This is a genomic window from Bacillus altitudinis (genome assembly GCF_001191605.1).
GTDB classification, from domain to species: domain Bacteria; phylum Bacillota; class Bacilli; order Bacillales; family Bacillaceae; genus Bacillus; species Bacillus altitudinis.
In genome coordinates, this window is record NZ_CP009108.1 from 2164341 (window position 1) to 2184718 (window position 20378).

Annotated in this window: 20 protein-coding genes; 18 read left to right on the top strand and 2 right to left on the bottom strand. The window is 43.7% G+C overall.

What is annotated here, in order from left to right; genetic code table 11:
- Positions 1 to 17: 17 nt before the first annotated feature.
- The 11 genes from ID12_RS10865 (at position 18) to ID12_RS10915 (ending at position 9678) form a co-directional block, all read left to right on the top strand.
- Positions 18 to 296, top strand: a complete 279-nt coding sequence (locus tag ID12_RS10865; protein ID WP_008346262.1) for a PTS sugar transporter subunit IIB — start codon at positions 18 to 20, stop codon at positions 294 to 296.
- A 62-nt stretch (positions 297 to 358) separates the two neighbouring features.
- A complete protein-coding gene (locus ID12_RS10870) occupies positions 359 to 805 on the top strand; it encodes a hypothetical protein (RefSeq protein ID WP_050827186.1) in 447 nt (148 codons plus the stop codon).
- A complete protein-coding gene (locus ID12_RS10875) occupies positions 802 to 1833 on the top strand; it encodes an alcohol dehydrogenase catalytic domain-containing protein (protein WP_035700438.1) in 1032 nt (343 codons plus the stop codon). The genes ID12_RS10870 and ID12_RS10875 overlap by 4 nt, the downstream gene beginning before the upstream one ends.
- Before the next feature lie 180 nt (positions 1834 to 2013).
- Positions 2014 to 2997 (top strand): pyruvate dehydrogenase (acetyl-transferring) E1 component subunit alpha, encoded by a 984-nt coding sequence (gene pdhA / locus ID12_RS10880; protein WP_008346257.1) that lies wholly within the window; start codon positions 2014 to 2016, stop codon positions 2995 to 2997.
- 31 nt (positions 2998 to 3028) lie between these two features.
- Positions 3029 to 4009 (top strand): alpha-ketoacid dehydrogenase subunit beta, encoded by a 981-nt coding sequence (locus tag ID12_RS10885; RefSeq protein ID WP_026050078.1) that lies wholly within the window; start codon positions 3029 to 3031, stop codon positions 4007 to 4009.
- A gap of 18 nt (positions 4010 to 4027) precedes the next feature.
- Positions 4028 to 5350 carry a dihydrolipoamide acetyltransferase family protein gene (locus ID12_RS10890; protein ID WP_041092297.1) on the top strand — a complete coding sequence of 441 codons (1323 nt, stop codon included), beginning with the start codon at positions 4028 to 4030 and terminating at the stop codon, positions 5348 to 5350.
- A 12-nt stretch (positions 5351 to 5362) separates the two neighbouring features.
- A complete protein-coding gene (gene lpdA, locus ID12_RS10895; RefSeq protein ID WP_008346251.1) occupies positions 5363 to 6745 on the top strand; it encodes a dihydrolipoyl dehydrogenase in 1383 nt (460 codons plus the stop codon).
- Positions 6746 to 6776: 31 nt separating this feature from the next.
- Positions 6777 to 7472: an SDR family NAD(P)-dependent oxidoreductase gene (locus ID12_RS10900; RefSeq protein ID WP_046526584.1), complete on the top strand. Its 696-nt coding sequence runs from the start codon at positions 6777 to 6779 to the stop codon at positions 7470 to 7472.
- Positions 7450 to 8235, top strand: a complete 786-nt coding sequence (locus tag ID12_RS10905; RefSeq protein WP_046526585.1) for an SDR family NAD(P)-dependent oxidoreductase — start codon at positions 7450 to 7452, stop codon at positions 8233 to 8235. Before ID12_RS10900 ends, ID12_RS10905 begins: the two co-directional genes overlap by 23 nt.
- 93 nt (positions 8236 to 8328) lie before the next feature.
- Entirely contained in the window at positions 8329 to 9285 is a 957-nt protein-coding gene (locus tag ID12_RS10910; protein ID WP_007498849.1) for a sugar-binding transcriptional regulator, read from the top strand.
- A 63-nt stretch (positions 9286 to 9348) separates the two neighbouring features.
- Positions 9349 to 9678 carry a hypothetical protein gene (locus ID12_RS10915; protein ID WP_008358910.1) on the top strand — a complete coding sequence of 110 codons (330 nt, stop codon included), beginning with the start codon at positions 9349 to 9351 and terminating at the stop codon, positions 9676 to 9678.
- A gap of 13 nt (positions 9679 to 9691) precedes the next feature.
- Here ID12_RS10915 and ID12_RS10920 read toward each other — a convergent pair whose 3' ends face one another.
- Positions 9692 to 11017: an APC family permease gene (locus ID12_RS10920; protein ID WP_050827187.1), complete on the bottom strand. Its 1326-nt coding sequence runs from the start codon at positions 11015 to 11017 to the stop codon at positions 9692 to 9694.
- A 329-nt stretch (positions 11018 to 11346) separates the two neighbouring features.
- On the opposite strand from ID12_RS10920, the gene ID12_RS10925 reads away from it, so the two are divergent.
- Positions 11347 to 12297 (top strand): ring-cleaving dioxygenase, encoded by a 951-nt coding sequence (locus tag ID12_RS10925; protein WP_025207212.1) that lies wholly within the window; start codon positions 11347 to 11349, stop codon positions 12295 to 12297.
- A 42-nt stretch (positions 12298 to 12339) separates the two neighbouring features.
- Here the strand turns inward: ID12_RS10925 and ID12_RS10930 are convergent, their stop codons facing one another.
- Positions 12340 to 13659, bottom strand: coding sequence for a S1C family serine protease (locus ID12_RS10930; RefSeq protein WP_050827188.1), 1320 nt, complete (start codon positions 13657 to 13659; stop codon positions 12340 to 12342).
- 169 nt (positions 13660 to 13828) lie between these two features.
- Between ID12_RS10930 and proG the strand changes: the two genes are divergently transcribed.
- The 6 genes from proG to ID12_RS10960 all read left to right on the top strand — a co-directional run bounded on the left by proG (position 13829) and on the right by ID12_RS10960 (position 20217).
- The gene (gene proG / locus ID12_RS10935; protein WP_048001641.1) at positions 13829 to 14653 is read left to right on the top strand and encodes a pyrroline-5-carboxylate reductase ProG; all 825 of its coding nucleotides are present in this window, start codon (positions 13829 to 13831) and stop codon (positions 14651 to 14653) included.
- Positions 14654 to 14842: 189 nt separating this feature from the next.
- Entirely contained in the window at positions 14843 to 15667 is an 825-nt protein-coding gene (locus ID12_RS10940; RefSeq protein ID WP_048001640.1) for a M55 family metallopeptidase, read from the top strand.
- Positions 15668 to 15685: 18 nt separating this feature from the next.
- A complete protein-coding gene (locus ID12_RS10945; RefSeq protein WP_048001639.1) occupies positions 15686 to 16621 on the top strand; it encodes an ABC transporter permease in 936 nt (311 codons plus the stop codon).
- Positions 16618 to 17580, top strand: coding sequence for an ABC transporter permease (locus ID12_RS10950; protein WP_050827189.1), 963 nt, complete (start codon positions 16618 to 16620; stop codon positions 17578 to 17580). The genes ID12_RS10945 and ID12_RS10950 overlap by 4 nt, the downstream gene beginning before the upstream one ends.
- 7 nt (positions 17581 to 17587) lie before the next feature.
- Complete coding sequence (locus ID12_RS10955) at positions 17588 to 18601, top strand: ABC transporter ATP-binding protein (RefSeq protein ID WP_007498841.1); 1014 nt, start codon at positions 17588 to 17590, stop codon at positions 18599 to 18601.
- A complete protein-coding gene (locus tag ID12_RS10960) occupies positions 18598 to 20217 on the top strand; it encodes a peptide ABC transporter substrate-binding protein (protein ID WP_035700454.1) in 1620 nt (539 codons plus the stop codon). The genes ID12_RS10955 and ID12_RS10960 overlap by 4 nt, the downstream gene beginning before the upstream one ends.
- Positions 20218 to 20378 lie beyond the last annotated feature (161 nt).

A 20378-nucleotide genomic window follows, 5' to 3' on the forward strand; every position in this document is an offset into this window, starting at 1 on the left:
GAGCTGGAGGGATTCTCATGGCAAAAAAAATATTAGTATCTTGCGGAACGGCAGTTGCGACGTCAACGGTTGTGGCAAAAAAGGTAGAAGAGACATTAAAGGAAAAAGGATACGATGTCATCGTTGAACAATGTAAGGCATCTGAGGTTCCGCAGAAAGCGGAGGGTGCTGATTTAATTGTGACGACAACGCCTGTTAGTGATACAAAAGGAACGCCTGTGATTCAAACGTTATCTTTTTTAACGGGATTTGGCATTGAAGAAGATATTGAAAAAATTATCGATCATATTAAGTGAACGATGATTGCGTGGAGGAGCTGCGAAAGCTCCTTCCATGTCATTTGAAAGGGGGAGCTCTCATGCAGCAGCATGCTTATAGCCGAACGTCTGCCATGTTTTCTATTTTCCTTCCGGCCTTGTTAATATGTGTGTTTTTTCTCTGGTCTCTTTATACGTTGCTGTCGGCAGGACCTGAGCCATTAGCTGTGTTAGGTGTCTATACGCTGCCTATCCTTATGCTTTCTAGCATCACTGGCCTGAATCAGCCAACGAATATCATGATTAGTGAAGATGAGCTGAAAATAGGTGCTTTTGGCAGGTGGCACACATATGCCGTGTCCGATATTAAAGGAAAATTGTTTTTAAAACCATATCCTCATATCGGGAAAGTATATGTCAGAGTGGGACCTGCGCGAATATTTGGCGGACGCTACTGGATTTCAAGTGAGATGAGTGAGTACAAGCAGCTCGTTCAATCCTTGCAGAGTCTTGCGACATGTGATGAAAAGGAGGATGCGGCTAAATGAAATCAGCTGTCTTTTATTCTTCAGAGGACATTCGTTACGAGGAGCGGAAGCGGCCAGCCATTGGTGATGATGAAGTGTTATTAAAAATGCGTGCCTGCGGGTTATGCGGGACGGATATTTATAAAGCGACACATGAGACGGTACCTCCTGGCACAGTGCTAGGGCATGAAATCGCTGGTGACATTATCGAAACAGGCCGTCACGTCACACATGTTCAAACGGGAGACAGGGTGTATGTAGCGCATCATGTCCCTTGTTTTACTTGTGACTTTTGTCAAAGAGGATTTTATACAATGTGCCCGCAATTTGCAGCCACAAATGTAGAGCCGGGCGGTTTTTCGGAATATATTCGTGTTCCTGCTTTACATGTGAAGCATACAATGGGCAAGCTCCCACATGACGTCTCATATGAACAAGGAGCGATGGTCGAACCGGTTGCCTGCTGTCTTCACGGCTTTGAAAGGGCGCCCGTTCATCCTGGAGATTCAGTCTTGATTCTTGGAGCGGGGCAAATAGGCTGCATTCAATTACAGCTTGCCAAATATTATTTGGCTGGAAAAGTGATGATCACAGACGTAAATGAGAACAGGCTCCTTCAAGCAAGAAATCTTGGGGCGGACGTCGCTTTTCATCCAGCATCTGAGCCAGTAGAAAACCGCGTCATGAAAGAAACAGATGGAAAGGGAGCGGACCTTGTCATTATTTCTGTGGGGAGCAGTGCGCTTTTAAAAGAAGCATTTCAAGCTGTTGCAAGAGGTGGAACGATTTTGGTCTTTGCTCACTTTCCGAAAGGGGATGTCTCCATTCCAGCAGAACGTTTTTTCCATGATGAAGTGAAAGTAGTCGGAGCTTATTCGTCGCATCCATACCATTATCGTGAAGCGCTGGAGCTCTTAAAAGCAAAGGCCGTTCATACAGAAAAAATGGTGACGCATCGATATCCATTGAGTCAGCTTCGTCAGGCGATAGAATGCGCTAGGCATCCAGAAGGTGAAAGCGTCAAAATCATGATGTATCCAGATGAATGAGAATGTACGAGATGGAGAGAAAGAGAAGGTCTTTGGAAAAGGGCTTTGCCTTTCTCTTTTTTTCTGAAAAAAGATGAAAACGCTTAAAAAATAAACGGAAATGCTTGACTTCAATGAGAGTTAAACGTATGATAATTACAAATGTAACACATAAGAACAAATGTAAAGGGGAGAGAAGAAATGCAAAAACAAATCACTTTGCCTGAACAGATTAGTCATGAGAAATTAGCAGATTTATATAAACAAATGTGGTTAGTAAGATATTTTGATGAAAAGGTCGATCAATTCTTTGCTAAAGGATTAATCCATGGAACGACCCATTTATGTGTTGGACAGGAAGCATCGGCTGTTGGATCTATTGCTGTGTTAAAGGATGAAGATAAGATTGTCAGTACACACCGCGGACATGGTCACTGTATTGCAAAAGGTGCAGAGGTCAATAAAATGATGGCTGAACTATTCGGACGTGAAACAGGTTACTGCAAAGGAAAAGGCGGTTCCATGCATATTGCCGACTTAGAAAAAGGAAACCTTGGGGCAAATGGAATTGTTGGCGGCGGTATTCCGCTTGCAACTGGTGCGGCGCTCACGTCCAAGATGAAAAAGGAAGGCTTTGTGGTCCTTTGTTTCTTCGGAGACGGCGCTACAAATGAAGGCAGCTTCCATGAAGCGCTGAATCTTGCTTCCATTTGGGATTTACCTGTTGTGTTTATTTGTGAAAACAACCAATACGGTATGTCTGGTCCTGTGAAAGAAATGATCAACATTGAAGACATCTCAACAAGAGCAGAAAGCTACGGAATGCCAGGGAAAACAGTTGATGGAAATGACATGGTTGAAATCATGAATACAGTAGATGAAGCGGTAAGCCGTGCAAGAGCTGGAGAAGGGCCATCACTCATTGAAATGAAAACGTATCGCTGGAAGGGTCACTCAAAGAGTGATGCGAAAAAATACCGTACACGTGAAGAAGAGACAGAATGGAGACAAAAAGACGGAATTAAACGCTTTAAGTCACTCTTAATGGAGCTAGATGTTCTGACAGAAGAACAGGCTGCTCGTTTACAAGAAGAAGCGAAGCAAGAGATCGAGGCATCTGTTGAATTTGCGAAAAATAGTAAAGAACCATCAATTGACACACTATTAGAGGATGTATACGCCTAATTAGGAGGGGAATCACGTGACAAACACGACAGTGAGAGAGATTTCATATTTAGAAGCCGTTCGAGAAGCAATGAGTCAGGAAATGAGAAAAAATCAAGATGTCTTCATTTTAGGTGAAGATATCGGCGTATACGGTGGCGCATTTGGTGTCACGCGCGGGATGATCGAGGAATTCGGTCCAGAACGCGTCCGCAATACGCCGATTTCAGAGGCTGCCATCGCAGGAGGCGCAGTCGGAGCGGCTTTGACAGGGATGCGTCCGATTTTAGAACTACAATTCTCTGACTTTATTACAATTGCAATGGATCAGCTTGTAAACCAAGCAGCGAAAACACGTTACATGTTTGGCGGAAAAGGGAAAGTGCCGCTTGTTGTCAGAACACCAGCAGGTTCCGGGACAGGTGCCGCAGCGCAGCACTCCCAAAGCTTAGAAGCGTGGATGGCTCATATTCCTGGACTAAAGGTGGTTCAGCCTTCAACAGCTTATGATGCAAAAGGACTTTTAAAAGCAGCAATGGATGATGACAACCCTGTCATTTTCTATGAACACAAGCTTTTATATAAAACAATTGGTGAAGTACCAGAAGAGCAGTACTCGATTCCTTTAGGGAAAGCGGATGTGAAGAGAAGCGGAAAGGACGTCACAATTGTCGCAACAGCCATTATGGTGCACAAAGCGCTCGAAGCAGCGAAGGAACTAGAAGCGGAAGGAATCGATGTCGAGATCATTGATCCGAGAACGCTCGTCCCATTAGATGAAGAAACCATTATTGAATCTGTGAAAAAAACAGGCAAATGTATCGTTGTGCATGAGGCAGTGAAACGAGGCGGCTACGGCGGAGAGATTGCGAGTATGATAGCGGAAAGTGAAGCCTTCGACTATTTAGATGCACCTATTAAACGACTTGGCGGTCTTGCCGTTCCAATACCGTACAACCCAACGCTGGAAAAAGCAGTCATTCCACAAGTGCCAGATATTATTGAAGCAGCAAAAGAGCTCGTGCGCTCTTAAGTAAAGGGGGAGAAGATCATGCCAAAAGAGATATTTATGCCGAAGCTAAGCAGTACGATGGAGATCGGTACCTTGCTTCAATGGTTTAAAGAAGAAGGAGATTCGGTTGAAATCGGTGAGCCTCTATTTGAGATTATGACAGACAAAATCAATATCGAGGTTGAAGCCTATGATGATGGCGTTTTTCTAAAGAAATATTACGAAGCAGATGATCAGATTCCAGTCAATGCTGTCATTGGATATATCGGAGAGGCAAATGAGCAGGTACCGAGCGAGCCGCCAGCGCAGTCAGATGAAGCATCTTCTGAAGACAGCGGAACGTCATCACCATCTGAACCATCTGTTTCGACTGAAGTTGAACCAACGGTGGGTGAGAAAGTACGCGCAACACCTGCAGCGAGAAAAACGGCAAAAGATCACCAAGTAGCCATTCACGAAGTATCTGGTACAGGACCAAAAGGCAGAATTCAAAAACGGGATGTCGAAGCGTCCCTTCATACGAACGAGGAAGGCCAGCGCATATCACCACTTGCAGGAAAAGTGGCTGCTCGTGAAGGGATCGACTTAGCGAATGTTGCTGGTTCTGGCGTCCACGGAAAAATCATGAAGAGTGACGTAAAAGCAGCAGGCGCACAAAAGGCAGAGGCTGCTCCAGTGAGAACACAAAAACTAGCCGGGATGAGAAAAGTGATCGCAGATCGCATGTCACAAAGTGCCTTTACAGCACCGCACGTCACATTAACAAGTGAAATTGATATGACAAAAGCAAAAGAAGTGCGCAAACAGCTGCTCCCAGCGATTGAAAAAGAGACAGGCTACAGATTGTCGTTTACAGAAATCATCATCCATGCGGTCAGCAGTGTCCTCACGCGCCATCCGCAAATCAATATGACGTTTGAACAAAATGAGCTCCATTTCCATGAGGATGTGCACATTGGTCTTGCGGTTGCTGTGAAAGACGGCTTAATGGTTCCGGTCATCTCTCATGCAAATCAAAAAGGGCTGAAACAGCTCACAAAAGAAGCAAAAGAAATTGGTCGAAATGCTCGCGATCAAAAGCTGCTACCAGACCAGTTGAAAGGGTCTACATTTACCATTAGTAACTTAGGGATGTATGCCATTGACACGTTTACCCCAATTATTAATCAGCCGGAAGTGGCGATTTTAGGTGTTGGACGCATTCAAGAAAAACCTGTAGTGATCGATGGAGAAATTCAGGTGCGGCCAATGATGGGCGTCAGTTTATCATTTGATCATCGAGTGGTAGATGGTGCACCAGCAGCAGCCTTTTTAACAGACCTTAAAAAAGTGCTTGAACAACCATTTGAATTGCTAATGTAGGAGATGAATCGGATGACAAAAACGTATGATCTGACAGTCATTGGCGGAGGGCCTGGCGGATACACTGCCGCCCTTCAAGCCGCTGAACGTGGACACAAGGTTGCATTGATTGAAGAGGATTTTCTAGGGGGGACTTGTTTAAATCGAGGCTGTATCCCTTCAAAGACACTGCTCAAACATGCAGAAGTCATTGAATCCATTGAGAAAGCAAAAAGCTGGGGAATCGAAACAGGTGAGATGGTTCTTTCCTTCGATAAAATGAGAAAACGTAAAGATGATGTCATCGAAAAACTCAGGGGTGGAATCGCCTTTTTATTAAAGCAAGGAAAGATTGATGTATATAACGGCAGAGGAACAGCTGTGACAAAAAATCGCATTGACATTGAAAAACAAGATGGGTCAGAAACGATTGAAACAAAAGAGCTGATCATTGCCACTGGCTCATCACCTGCTATTCCTCCTATTCCAGGGCTCAAAGAGATTCAATTTGACACAAGTGATACGATCTTTGACATCCCAGATATTCCTGCATCTGTCGTCATTATTGGCGGGGGTGTAATTGGTCTTGAGCTGGCATGTATCTTCCAGAGTCTCCAATCAAAAGTCACCATTATAGAAGCCGCTCCGTCGATTATTCCGCAGGAAGATGAAGAAGCGTCGAAATTACTAGAAAAAGAATTGAAGAAAAAAGGCATCCATATCGCAAAGAAAACGACGGTGACAGAGGTAACAGAAAGTGAAGGAGTCAAAGCGATTCATGCGACAGACGATAAAGGAGAGACGCACATCTTTACGGCTGAAAGACTGCTAGTTTGCGTCGGAAGAAGACCAAATGTCTCTGCTGTCAGTCAGCTGGACCTTCAGCTGGATGGTCCTTTTATTAAAGTAAACGATGAGATGAAGACAAGTGCTGAAGGTGTATATGCAATTGGCGATGTAGCCGGCGGCTATCAGCTCGCTCATGCGGCGATGGCAGAGGCAGCTGTTGCGGTTAGCAATATATGCGGCGAGCCTGAAAGAATGAATCACGACATCGTTCCTAGATGTATTTATACATTGCCAGAAGTAGCGAGTGTGGGACTGACAGAGAAAGAGGCAAAAGCCAAAGGGCTAAACGTGCGGGCAGAGCGATTTGATTTAGCTGCAAGCGGAAAAGCGTTGGCAGCAGGTGTTCAAACCGGTTTTATTAAACTCGTGTACGATACCGTATATGGTGAAGTCATTGGCGCTACAATGGTTGGTCCGCACGTAACGGAGATGATATCAGAGGCTTCCTCATTTATGTATTTAGAAGGAACAGCTGAAGAGATGGCCAAAATGATTCATCCGCATCCAACCATCTCAGAAGGCTTTTATGAAGCAGCTCTTGATATTGTGAGTAAGCTGAGAAAATAAATGCCAAACAAGGGATAGGGAGGAGATCCGTGTGCACGTCCAGCTTCATCAGAAAGTGGCACTTGTGACAGATAGCACAGATGGATTTGGAGAAGCCATCTGCCTGGCTTTGGCCCGGGCAGGTGCACATGTTTTCATACACGCTTTTCGTGATGAATCAAAAGCAAAGTCGATAAGCGAAGACATTGAAAAATTAGGCGGCCAATCGACTGTTGTCATCAATCCGCTTGAGACACCGCGTGATGCCACGCTGATGCTAAGACAAGTCATCGATACATGCGGCAAACTTGATATTTTAGTCAATCAAGCCGAGCAAACAGCAGATGGGGAGATTGATGACGTAAGTCCTGAGATATGGGTCGATGAAGTGGAAAGGTCCGTAAATACAGTCTTTCTTTCCAGTCAAGCTGCAGTGTGGCATATGGTGGATCAGAAGCAGGGCTGTATCATTAATATTTCCTCATCAGGCAGCATAACAGGTGATGGCGGGATCTCACATGCTACATCAAATAGTATGTTGAATGCCATGACAAAAGGATTAGCGCGCGAATTTAAAGACAAAGGCATCCGGGTATTGGCACTACTTCCGCCGCCTCTCCATTTGCTTCCTGACAAAGAGCAAATCAAGGAGACGGTGGCTCATATGACGGTTTTCTTAAGTACATCGTACGGCGCATTTACAGATGGAGCAGCGATTATGCTTGATGGGGGTGAGAGCGCTGGCTAATCAACAAAAACCAGTTCTCATCGTAGGTGGCGCCCAAGGGATCGGCAAAGAAATTGCTCAGCGTTTTTTAAAAGAAGGGCATCGTGTAGCTGTGTCAGATATAGATGAACAGGGACTTTTGCTTTTAAAACAACAGCATCCTCAGCTGCTGACGTTCCAAGCTGACGTTTCATCGTGGGAAAGTGTTCAGCAAATGGCGTCAGCAGCTGAAAGGGAGTTGGGTGGCATTGGGCATCTTGTCTATTCAGCAGGAATGACGAAATCCCTTCCTTTTTTAGAGGTTGATTTTTCACTTTGGAAAAAGACACTGGCTGTGAATCTATATGGTCTTTTCTACTGCATCAAAGCATTAGCACCCTATCTATGTGAGCGGAATGAAGGCAGCGTCGTCATTATTGGATCAGGATCTGCGATAACAGGCTCTGGCGGCGGCATCCAGTATTACGCATCAAAAGCCGGGGCATTTGGTCTCATGCGTTCGCTCGTAAAGGAATTGGGTTCCCATCATGTCCGCATCAATGTCATTGCACCGCGCGTCATTGAATCTCAGATGCTTGATACGCTCTATCCGACTGAGCTTGAGAAAAGTCAGCTTCGATCACTTATTCCTATCGGGAGATTAGGAAAACCAGAAGATATTGCTGGAGTCACTTTATTTCTCGCAAGTGACGAGGGAAGCTATTTGCACGGACAGATACTGTTATTAGACGGCGGGAGAACGTATCAGCCTAAATATAGCGAGGGAAAAAGAGCGGAGCGTTAATCGCTCTTTTTGTCATTTTCATAACAATTGTTCCAATTAGAAACGAATGTTTGGTATACTGGTAATCATAGTATATTAAAAGGATGATGTCACATGCTGAATTGGGAAGAAAGACGACAGCTCGTCAAGGTTGCTCATCTTTATTATACAGACGGGTGGACGCAGCAGGAGATTGCAAAAAAACTCAATGTCTCAAGACCAGTCATTTCAAAGCTCTTACAAAAAGCAAAAGATGTGGGAATCGTTGAAGTGTACATTAAAGACGAAAGTATTCATACAGTGGAACTTGAAAAACAGCTGGAAACGACTTTTCAATTAACGGATGCTGTCGTTGTCCCAAGTGTCGGGACAATGTCTGAGATGGTCAAACGGGCAGTCGGTCAAGCGGGCGCCTATTATCTTTCTAAAAACATGAAAGGCGCTGAGAAAATCGGTATTTCATGGGGAACCACACTTGCCGAGCTCGTGAAGGAATATCCATTTGAACGAAGAAACGATGTCAAAGTCATTCCTTTAGAGGGCGGAATGGGCAGGCAGGCAGTCGACATTCATGCGAATCAGCTGGCATATGAGCTGGCAAAAAAGATGAATGGTACGTGCTCCTATTTATATGCACCTGCGATTTTAGAAACAGAAGAATTAAAAGAGCGGCTGATGGCGATGCAGGACATAGAAGCTGTGCTTGAAGAAGGCAGAAATGTTGATATTGCCCTGATCGGTATTGGGAATCCGCATAAAGGCTCTACATTGAAAACAGTCGGTTATTTAAAAGAAGAGGATTTGTCTGGTTTAAGGCAATCAGGAGCTGTTGGTGATATTGGTTTTCGTTTCTTTGACGGGGAAGGGAAACCAGTCCAAGATGAGCTGAACCAAAAGGTGATTGGATTATCGTTAGAACAATTAAAGAGCGTGAAAAAAGTCATCGCAGTTGTAGAAGGAACCCATAAGGCTGAAAGTATTTTAGGGGCCTTAAACGGCGGCTTTATTCAGGTGCTCGTCACCGATGAATTGACTGCGGCAGCTATTTTAAAGGAAGCATCTGTCCAATAAACAGCTGACAGCTATCGTATTGTATAAAAAGAGCAACATCAAACGAGAAAGGAGCTGTGTATCTTGAAGAAAACCGAAATGGAAGCAAACCTACACTGTACTCGGTGCCAAGAAGAGACCCTCCACAGCATCGTTTATGTGAATGATCAGATGAAAAGCGTTGAGTGTACAGAGTGTCATCAGAAGATCAGTGTGCAAGTCGACATCATGAAGGAATTTTACAAAGAAGTATATGAAAAAATTGCCACAAAGCCGAAGCGGATGACGCAGGAGTATAAGGCGAATCTGAATGGATTTATTTCAAGACTCCCCATCCGGGTTTTAAGTAAGCCATACCGGCTGATGAGATATTTAAACGAATCTTATAAGGTCATTAAGCAATATAAAAAATAAAGCAGAGGCTGTCTTAGCGCTCTGCTTTATTTTGTGTTTTTTTCATGTAGTAATAAATCGGCAGTCCGGCAATGCCGATCAGCATGGAGATCAGGCAGCTTTGCCAATCGGTGATCATGGTGCTGATTAAGACAAAGAAAGAGCCGATAATCGCAATGATCGGTGTGAGCGGGTAAAGTGGTACGCTATAAGCGCGCTTCATTCCCTTGTTTTGTTTTCTTAGCTTAAAGACAGCGAAAAAGGCCATCACATAAAAGATGTAAATCATGAAAATCGAAACCTCTGACAGCTTCTCAGGATTACTGACGATCATAAACACTATGGCAATCAAAATCTGTACAAATACAGCGATCCAAGGTGTTTGAAAAGTAGGATGAATGCGTGAAATGGCTTTGGCAAACGGAATTTGTTTTCGTTCTGCCATTGCAAAAATGACACGCGGGAACGAAAGAACCTTTCCATTCAAACAGCCAAAGATACTAATGATGATTCCGATACTAATAATTTTACCGCCAATGGGACCAAAGAGCATTGTAGCAGCTGTGCTTGTGGCATTTTCACCTAGTTGAACGATTTGATCAGCTGGTAACACATGCAAGAGGGCGATGTTAATAAAGAGATAACATGCTGTGACAATTAAAATACCGCCTGCCATCGCGCGAGGAAGCAGTTTCTCTGGATTTTTCATTTCACCGCCAAGCGCTGCAAGCAAAATCCAGCCATCATAGGCGAATAACGTCGCCAAAATTGCTGCACCGAAGTTCATCTGAGCGATACTCTCATTGACGGCTGTGAAAATATGTTCATTTCCTTTCCATAAGCCAAACACAATAATTGCTGCAATTGGAACAAGCTTTCCGATCGTGGTCAGTCCTTGGACAAAACCACCGTATTTCGTTCCCATGATGTTGATCACACATAAAAAAAGAACGGTGATAATGCCAATCGTTGTAGCCCATAAAGAAGAAAGAGAAAATAAATTAGCTAATAATGAACCAAAATAAAGACCAAGAGCACCAATAATCGCTGGCCCGTAAATAATAATTTGCACCCAGCCACATAAGTAGCCCCAAAATTCACCGTATATTTCTTCAAGATAGGCATATAAACCGCCAGTACGTGGGATTTGTGTACCAATTTCAGCGACTGTGAGTCCGCCTGCAAGGGTTAAGATCCCGCCTAACAGCCATGCGAATAAGGCGATGCCTGAGCTTCCTGAATAAGAAAGGACGTTGCCAGGCTTCATAAAAACGCCAGATCCAATAATTGTTCCGATGACAAGAGATAGGGCAAAAAATAAGCCGATGTCTTGTTTTAACGCTGGTTGTTCTTTGTTCATTACACACGACCTCCTGCATCACTTTCGTACGTTACTGTGACATGTATTTTGTTCATTGTAATACGATTTTAGGAAAACAAGAATTAAAAAAATTTTCTGATTTTCGTATTTGTATTTAAAAGTGTTCGTTTATTGGAGATATTAGGATGAATGTTATCTTAAAAACGAACAATATAATAATATTTTCGATTTAATGTTAATTTAATAGGTGAAAGCCGAACATCCAATAAAGATGCAGCCGAATGGTTGACTTTTCTTCTAAAATGACCTATTTTATTCATAAGGATATTATCTTGAATTCGAGATATTTTATAATAGGAGTGAACACAATGAAAATAAATGGGATTCACCACGTATCAGCACTAACAGCAAATGCTCAGAAAAACGTTGATTTCTACCGCCAAATCCTTGGCTTAAAACTGGTGAAAAAAACAGTCAATCAAGATGATCCATCGATGTATCATCTATTTTATGGAGATGAGGTCGCCTCACCTGGTACAGAGCTGACGTTTTTTGAAATACCGATGCTCGCCCGCCGGCTGGACGGAACAAATGCGATCTCACGCACAGGTTTGATTGTCACTTCAGAGGAGGCACTCACCTTTTGGGAAAAGCGCTTTGAAGAAAAAGGTGTAAAGAAAGAAACAGCTTCTTTAAGAGGCGGCAGACCTGCCTTGAAATTTACAGATCCAGAAGGACAGCAGCTGTTTTTGACTGTAGAACCAAGCGTGCAAGATGGAGCGAAGCCGCCAGTGCATGATGAGATTCCTGCTGATTTTGCGATCAGAGGTTTGGGACCAGTAGAATTAACAGTCGCAGAAGCAGATAAAACGATCAGTGTGTTAACGAGCATCCTTGGTTTCACAGAAAAAGCACGTGAACAATCAAATGATGGGGAAATCGTGACGATTTTTGAATCAGGACAGGGCGGAGCTGGAACAGAGATTCATGTCATTGAAAAAGCAGAAGGACCTGCTGAGCGATCTGGCAGAGGGAGTGTTCATCACGTAGCCTTTCGTGTAGCGGACGCAGAAGAGCTTGAAAAATGGCATGATAAAATAGCTAAAGCCGGTTTCACCAACTCTGGTGTTGTAGAACGTTTTTATTTTAAAGCCCTATATTTTAGAGAGCCAAACGGCATTTTGTTTGAAATCTCAACAGACGGTCCGGGATTTACAGTGGATGAAAGCGTGGATGAGCTTGGTGATCAATTAGCACTTCCACCATTTTTAGAGCACAAACGAGCAGAAATTGAACAAAGATTAGTCCCAATCAAGTGAACATGAAAAAAGCAGCTCATAAAAATTGAGCTGCTTTTTTCGTTAAGAGCTGACTTGCTTTGATTCAGATTGTGTTAATGTCACTTGTTTTGTTTCTTCTGTTCCATTACGAACGAGTGTGATGCTGATGGTATCTCCTACTTTTGCATTCGTGTAAAGCTCGTGACGTAATTCACTGCCGGTTGTCACTTTTTTACCATTGATGGCGGTGATGACATCCTCTGTCTTTAATCCAGCTTTGGCAGCAGGTGAGCCAGCAGCGATTTCTTTTACGTACACGCCTTTATCCAGCTGACTGCTTGTCAGTCCAAGCGTTTCCTGCTGATAAGCATCTGGTACTTGTTCGAGATCCAGCATGCTGATACCGATATAAGGTCGTTCGATTTTTCCTTTTGTGAGAAGCTGCTCTGCAATTGGTTTGACATCATTGATTGGGAGCGCAAACCCGATACCTTCCACACCTGTTTCAGAAATTTTCATACTGGTGATCCCCACAACCTTTCCGTCTGTTGTTAAAAGCGGCCCGCCGCTGTTGCCGGGGTTAATGGCGGCATCTGTTTGAATGACATTAATACTGCTTTCGCCAGCTGATGTATCCATAGACACTGTTCGATCGACACCGCTGACAATTCCTTGTGTCACTGTTCTTGATAAATCTTCACCAAGCGGATTTCCGATTGCAATGACGGTTTCTCCTGCACGAAGGGATGAGGAGTCTCCAAGTTCAGCGACTTTTGTAACGCCGTTGCTGCTAATTTCGACGACAGCAAGATCAGTCAGCGGGTCAGAACCGACCACTTTTCCTTCCACCGTCTTGCCATTATGCAAGGAGACTGTTAATTTATTTGCTCCTTCAATCACATGGTTGTTTGTTAATACATAGGCTTTACTGCCCGATTTTTTGAAAATAACCCCTGATCCGGTACCGCTTTCTTGCTCTTGACTGCTGCTGTTTTGATTTTGCTGTGATCCATCAAAAGGTGAGTTCATATCACCAAAATCTGTGGTTGTTTGACTTTGTGTTTGATAGTTTGTAATGCCGACGATGGCTGGTGATACGTTTTCGACCATACTGGAAATACTGCTGGTCGAATTGGATGTTTGTGACGCTGTTGTTTTTGACGAATTTGTACTTGTATCATTTGTCGATACAGCGGCTGTTTTCGTTGACGAATCAGTTGAATGATTTTCTGAATGCTGAGCATATGGAGTTAGAACGTAAACACCTAACGCTAACGTACCGCCCACAATCCCGCTGACAAATGGCTTCAGCCAGCCACTTGGCTTCTTCTGTGTTTTTTTCGGCTGTTCAATTGTTTGTAATTCATAAGAAGTGCGTTTTTCATCTTTTTGATGTGTCATCAAGATCACTCTCTTTCATCGATTTTTACATGTATGTGTTTAAGGTGATTGACCGTATGTGGTGGATACTGACTTTATCGTAAGAAAAAAGTGTGGGATAAAAATGAAAACATTGTGGGAAATTGTTAAAATAAGTAGTGAATCTAAGCAAAATAGAGGAGATTAAACTGTGGAGACTATTGGAATCATTGGATATGGAAGCATGGCAGATATGATGGTACAAAAATGGCTGGATAAAGGAGTACTTCATGCCAGTCAGTTTATGATCCATACACGAAGTGAAACGGAGCGTCTGCAACAGCTGAAAGAGAAGAACCAGCATGTCAACATTTGCTCTTTAGATGACATCTCTGCATCATGTGATGTCGTGTTTGTTTGTGTACCACCGCTTGCTGTACTTGATGTCTTAGATCAGCTGAGCCCCGCAAAGACATCTCTTCATATCGTATCAGTGGCAGCGGCTGTCACGTTAGACAAATTAATGCAACATACGAATCAGCCGGTTTCTAGATACATTCCCACTTTGACATCAGCCGTAGGGACGGGTGTATCCCTTGTGGCGCATGGTGAAACCACTGGACAGGAGGCACAAGAACGACTCCACCGCCTGCTTTCAGCTTTTAGTATCGTCAGGGAAGTAGAAGAGGACCGGTTTGATGCGGCGAGTAATTTGACAAGCTCTTCTCCGGGCTTTATTGCAGCAATCTTTGAAGAAATGGCGAGAGCCGCTGTTCGGAATAGTGAGCTTTCTTTAGAAGAAGCCTATGAATTTTTAACATATGCGCTGCTCGGTACAGGACAAGTTCTTGTTGAACGCGGACTGACATTTGCTGAAACGGTGAATAGGGTCGCAACAAAAGGCGGGATTACAGGAGAAGGCGCTGCAGTCATCCAGCAGCAGGCACCGCAAATGTTCGATGACTTGTTTACACAAACGATGAAAAAATATGCGCAGCTAAAATCGCAAATCGATGAAGCAGACAAACACCACTAAAGACATAGCTAGTGGTGTTTTTTCTGTCAAATAAATCCTTTCGCATCAATGCTTTTGACCTGTATTACCTGAGTCTAATTTCCTTATTTTCAGACATTGTATTGAAAAATCAATCAAGTTCTCATATAATTTTTTAGAAAATTTAGAAAAATATACACAAATTTTAAGTTTAATTAAAGGGGGATGGGGATGAAGCTCTATGTATCAGTCGATATGGAGGGAATTACTGGTCTAGCTGATCATACATTTGTTGATAGCCGCCAGCACAATTATGAGCGCGGGAGAAAAATCATGACAGGTGAAGTGAACGCCTGTGTAGAAGCTCTTCTTACACATGGGGCGACCGAGATTTTAGTGAATGATAGCCATTCTAAAATGAATAATCTGTTGATTGAAGATTTGCATGAGGAAGCATCTCTCATATCAGGGGATGTAAAGCCTTATTCAATGGTTCAAGGATTAGATCAAACGTATGATGCCGCTGTTTTTTTAGGCTACCATGCGAGGGCATCAATGAAAGGTGTGATGTCTCACAGTATGATTTTTGGTGTCAGACATTTTTACATAAATGATCATCCAGTTGGTGAAATGGGCTTTAATGCGTATGTCGCAGGCTATTATGGTGTTCCGGTCATTCTTGTATGCGGAGACGATCAAGCGGCACTTGAAGCAGAAAAGTTAATGCCTGGCGTGAAAACAGTGGCGGTGAAAGAAACCATTTCAAGATCTGCTGTGAAATGTCTTACTCCTGCCAAAGTCAACCAACTAATCTCTCAGCAAGTGGAAGTCGCAATGAAAGAGATTCATCACATCAAGCCGCTGACGCCACCTGATCAGCCGCTGCTGAAGATTGAGTTTGCCAATTATGGACAAGCTGAATGGGCGAATTTAATGCCTGGTACTGCCATTATTGATGGGACAACAACGGTGACGTATCAAGCAGAGAATATATTAGAGGCCTACCAAGCGATGCTTGTCATGACAGAGCTTGCCGCACGTACAACATTTTGTTAAGCGAGGGGGAGACGGCAGATGACCAGCTTTTTGCTCAAGCGTTTGATTGCGATGATTGCCACGATTTTAACGATTACGACGTTAACGTTTATTTTAATGAAGGTCATCCCAGGATCGCCCTTCAATGAAGAACGAAATACAAACGAAACTGTCCAGCGAAACCTCGAAAGCTACTATCACTTAGACGAACCACTCTATGTTCAATATATGATCTATTTAAAATCCATCGTTACTTTTGATTTTGGTCCTTCCATTAAAAAGCCTTCTGAAAGTGTCAATGATTTATTGGCGAGAGGTTTTCCAGTCTCATTAGAACTTGGTCTTATCTCTATTTTGATTGCTGTCATCTCCGGCATCTTGCTCGGAATCATGGCTGCCCTCCGGCATAATGGCTTGATTGATTATATCGCCATGACGATTGCTGTTTTCGGTATATCCATACCAAACTTTATCTTTGCTACCTTATTAATTCAGCAGCTTGCTGTGAATGTAAAGCTCTTTCCTACAGCGATGTGGACAAGTCCAATGCATATGGTGCTTCCTACCATTGCACTGGCGGTAGGTCCAATGGCTATCATTGCCCGGTTAACGAGATCGAGCATGATAGAAGTGCTGTCGCAGGACTATATTCGAACTGCAAAAGCGAAAGGACTTTCCCCTTATAAAATTGTGTTTAAACATGCCCTGCGGAATGCACTTTTACCTGTTGTCACGATCCTTGGCACACTTGTCGCAAGTATTTTAACAGGCAGTTTTGTGATTGAAAAAATATTTGCGATCCCTGGAATGGGAAAATATTTTGTTGAGAGTATTAATAATCGTGACTATCCTGTCATCATGGGAACCACTGTTTTTTACAGCATCATCTTAATTACCCTTCTTTTCATTGTAGATGTGACATATCGTCTGCTTGATCCAAGGATCCAGCTGCATCAGAAAGGAGGAAAGGCATGAGTATACACCTTCAGCATGATCAAACGAATCAAGCGCATGAAGTGCCAGATGAATGGTTTGCTCCTAAAGAACAAAAGACATCTGAAGTCCATGCCATTAAAAGACCTTCACTTTCGTATTGGGCGGATACTTGGCGACGGTTAAAACAAAATAAACTCGCTATGTTTAGTTTATCGGTGCTGATTTTTCTTTTCTTCATGGCTGTATTAGGCCCACTCCTTGCACCGATTAGTGTGACAGAACAGCGGCTTTCCATGCAAAACTTGCCACCATCAGCTGCTCACTGGTTTGGAACAGATGAACTTGGACGTGATGTGTTTACACGTACTTGGTACGGCGCACGCATTTCATTATTTGTGGGCGTGATGGCCGCTCTCATTGATTTTGCAATCGGTGTCATCTATGGCGGTATTGCAGGCTATAAAGGCGGGAAGTACGACCATGTCATGATGCGGATCGTCGAGGTGCTTTACGGTCTGCCGTATTTACTCGTCGTCATTTTATTGATGGTTCTGATGGGGCCTGGCCTTGTCACTATTATTGTGGCGCTCACTGTCACAGGATGGATCGGGATGGCAAGAATCGTGAGAGGTCAAGTCCTTCAGCTGAAAAGCCAAGAATATGTCCTTGCCTCGAAAACCTTTGGCGCAAAAAGTTTGCGCATCATCCGCAGAAATTTACTGCCGAATACGATGGGACCGATTATTGTCCAGATGACGCTGACTGTACCGACAGCGATATTTGCTGAAGCGTTCTTAAGTTTTCTTGGTTTAGGGATTCAAGCGCCGTTTGCAAGCTGGGGTGTGATGGCCAATGATGCCTTGCCGACAGTGCTGTCAGATAATGGTCACTGGTGGCGTTTATTCTTTCCGGCATTTTTTATTTCGCTGACGATGTTTTGCTTTAATAATTTAGGTGATGGCTTGCAAGATGCGCTTGATCCGAAGATGAAGAGGTGATGGCGTGATGAAAAAAATGCTTCGGATTATCGATCTGCATGTTAGCTTTCGGACATATGGCGGTTCTGTTCAAGCGGTACGCGGGGTGAATGTGGATGTGTATGAAAAAGAAACCCTCGCCATTGTAGGAGAATCAGGCTGCGGGAAAAGTGTGACGTCTCAAAGTATCATGCGGCTTCTCCCTGCATACAGTGCACAAGTTGATCAAGGGGAAATTTGGTTTCGTGATCGCAACTTGCTGTCATTATCTGAAAAAGACATGCGCAGCATACGTGGTGTCGATATCTCCATGATTTTTCAAGATCCTATGACGGCACTCAACCCGACGCTGACAATTGGAGATCAGCTGATGGAAGCTGCAAAAGTGCATCAGAAGCTGACAAAAAAAGAAGTGAAAGAAGAGGCGCTTCGTATGCTTGACTTGGTGGGGATACCGCAGCCGAAAGAGAGGCTGAAGCAATATCCGCATCAATTCAGCGGTGGCATGAGGCAGCGGCTCATGATTGCAATGGCTCTTATTTGTGAGCCGAAGGTGCTGATTGCAGATGAACCGACAACTGCACTAGATGTCACCATACAGGCGCAGATTTTAGAACTATTTAAAGAGATTCAGAAAAAAACAGGCGTGACGATTATTTTAATCACACATGACCTAGGGGTCGTAGCACAAGTCGCTGATCGAGTGGCTGTCATGTACGGGGGGAAAATCGTTGAAGTTGGGACAAGGCGAGATATCTTTTACAGTCCGCAGCATCCCTATACAAAAGGGCTACTGCAATCCGTTCCAAGGCTGGATATGAAAGATGAGCTCATTCCTATTGAAGGAAGCCCGCCTGATTTATTTGCCCCGCCAAAAGGATGTCCATATACTGATCGATGCCCGTCTGCGATGAAAGTGTGTGATCATATCATGCCGCATGAAACGCAGCGTTCACCTACACATGCAGTACATTGCTGGCTTCAAGATGAACGAGCGAAGCAAACGGTTTTATCTTCAACACAAAGGGGGAGTTTTTCATGAGAAAAACAGGTTGGATTCTCAGTATGTGCTTTATCGCAGTGATGCTGCTTGCAGGATGTACAGCCAATGAGCAAGCAGGCAAAGGATCTTCAAGCAAGGGCGAAGAGAAAGTTTTGACATTAAATAACGAAAACGAACCGACATCATTTGATCCGCCCATTGGTTTTAATAATGTGTCCTGGCAAGGGCTCAATAACTTAATGGAAGGATTAACGAGACTGAATGAGAAGCACGAACCATCTGCTGCCATGGCGGAAAAATGGGACATTTCAAAGGACGGAAAAACGTACACGTTCCATTTAAGGGATGGGATTAAGTGGTCAAATGGTGACCCAGTCAAAGCAAGTGACTTTGAATATGCGTGGAAGCGGCTGCTAGATCCAAAGACGGGCTCTTCTGCGGCATTCTTAGCTTATATGATTGAAGGGGGCGAAGCGTTTAACAGCGGAAAAGGGAAGAAAGAAGATGTAAAAGTCAAGGCTGTTAATGATCAAACGCTAGAGGTCAAGCTAGCATACCCGCAGAAATCTTTCTTAAATATGACCGCAAACCCTGCCTTTTTCCCGGTGAATGAGAAGGTAGCGGAGAAGGACCCGAACTGGGCCAAGGATGCGAAAACCTTTGTCGGTAATGGACCGTTTAAGCTGACAGAGTGGAAGCATGATGAAAGCTTTACAATGGAAAAAAGTGACACGTATTGGGACAAACAAACGGTCAAGCTGGATCAAGTGAAATGGCTCATGATCAGTGATCGAAACACAGATTACCAAATGTATCAATCAGGAGATTTAGATACGGCCTTCGTTCCGGCAGAACAAAGTGAAGACCTGTTAAAAAGCAAAGATGTGCAAATTGAAGATCAAGCAGGGCTGTTTTTTTATCGTCTAAATGTCAACATGGAGCCTTTTCAAAATAAGAACATTCGCAAAGCCTTTCAAATGGCGATCAATCCTCAGGATATTGTAGAGTATGTAACGAAAAATGAAGAGAAGCCAGCACGTGCCTTCGTTTCACCAGGAATTTTAGATTCAAAGGGTGAAGATTTCAGAGAAGCTGGCGGCGACCTTGTCAAACATGATACGAGTGAAGCCGTAAAACTATTAGAAAAAGGGTTGAAAGAAGAGAACTATTCAAAGCTGCCGCCCGTCACATTAACATATAGTACAAAGCCTGAAAATAAGAAAAAAGCAGAAGCCATTCAGCAGCAATTAAAAGAAGCGCTAGGGGTAGATGTGAAGCTTGCCAACATGGAAGCAAATGTGTTTGCAGAAGATCAAAAGGCACTCAAATTCCAATTCTCGCAAAGTTCATTTCTAGCTGACTATGCAGACCCAATCAATTTCTTAGAGAGCTTCCAAACAGGAAATGCGATGAACCGGACAGGTTGGTCAAATGATACGTATGACCAGCTGATCAAAAAGGCGAGTCAAGAAGCAGATGAACAAAAGAGAAATCGTATGCTGCATGATGCCGAGGCACTTCTGATGGAAGAAGCACCGATCATTCCCATTCATTTTTATAACCAAGTCTATTTACAAAAAGAAGGCGTAAAGGGCATTGTCCGTCATCCTGTTGGTTACATTGATTTGAAATGGGCACAGGTAGATGGAGAGTAAATGAAAAGAATGAGAGAACGGGACGCTTTGAAAAAAGCGTCTCAGCGTGTAGACAAACCCTCGCATTCGGTGTCAGTCCTGCGCTTCGGTGCTCACGAATGTCAAATTCGCTCCGCGCCGATGCTCGTCCTTCCTAGGGCTGCAAAGGTTTTCTATCACGC

Coding starts and splice junctions, on each gene's coding strand:
- ID12_RS10865 (WP_008346262.1), top strand. CDS start 18: ATGGCAAAAAAAATATTAGTATCTTGCGGAACGGCAGTTGCGACGTCA.
- ID12_RS10875 (WP_035700438.1), top strand. CDS start 802: ATGAAATCAGCTGTCTTTTATTCTTCAGAGGACATTCGTTACGAGGAG.
- ID12_RS10930 (WP_050827188.1), bottom strand. CDS start 13,659: ATGACACATCAAAAAGATGAAAAACGCACTTCTTATGAATTACAAACA.
- ID12_RS10960 (WP_035700454.1), top strand. CDS start 18,598: ATGAGAAAAACAGGTTGGATTCTCAGTATGTGCTTTATCGCAGTGATG.
- ID12_RS10920 (WP_050827187.1), bottom strand. CDS start 11,017: ATGAACAAAGAACAACCAGCGTTAAAACAAGACATCGGCTTATTTTTT.
- ID12_RS10925 (WP_025207212.1), top strand. CDS start 11,347: ATGAAAATAAATGGGATTCACCACGTATCAGCACTAACAGCAAATGCT.
- ID12_RS10945 (WP_048001639.1), top strand. CDS start 15,686: ATGACCAGCTTTTTGCTCAAGCGTTTGATTGCGATGATTGCCACGATT.
- ID12_RS10905 (WP_046526585.1), top strand. CDS start 7,450: ATGGGGGTGAGAGCGCTGGCTAATCAACAAAAACCAGTTCTCATCGTA.
- ID12_RS10940 (WP_048001640.1), top strand. CDS start 14,843: ATGAAGCTCTATGTATCAGTCGATATGGAGGGAATTACTGGTCTAGCT.
- lpdA (WP_008346251.1), top strand. CDS start 5,363: ATGACAAAAACGTATGATCTGACAGTCATTGGCGGAGGGCCTGGCGGA.
- ID12_RS10870 (WP_050827186.1), top strand. CDS start 359: ATGCAGCAGCATGCTTATAGCCGAACGTCTGCCATGTTTTCTATTTTC.
- pdhA (WP_008346257.1), top strand. CDS start 2,014: ATGCAAAAACAAATCACTTTGCCTGAACAGATTAGTCATGAGAAATTA.
- ID12_RS10950 (WP_050827189.1), top strand. CDS start 16,618: ATGAGTATACACCTTCAGCATGATCAAACGAATCAAGCGCATGAAGTG.
- ID12_RS10955 (WP_007498841.1), top strand. CDS start 17,588: ATGAAAAAAATGCTTCGGATTATCGATCTGCATGTTAGCTTTCGGACA.
- ID12_RS10910 (WP_007498849.1), top strand. CDS start 8,329: ATGCTGAATTGGGAAGAAAGACGACAGCTCGTCAAGGTTGCTCATCTT.
- ID12_RS10890 (WP_041092297.1), top strand. CDS start 4,028: ATGCCAAAAGAGATATTTATGCCGAAGCTAAGCAGTACGATGGAGATC.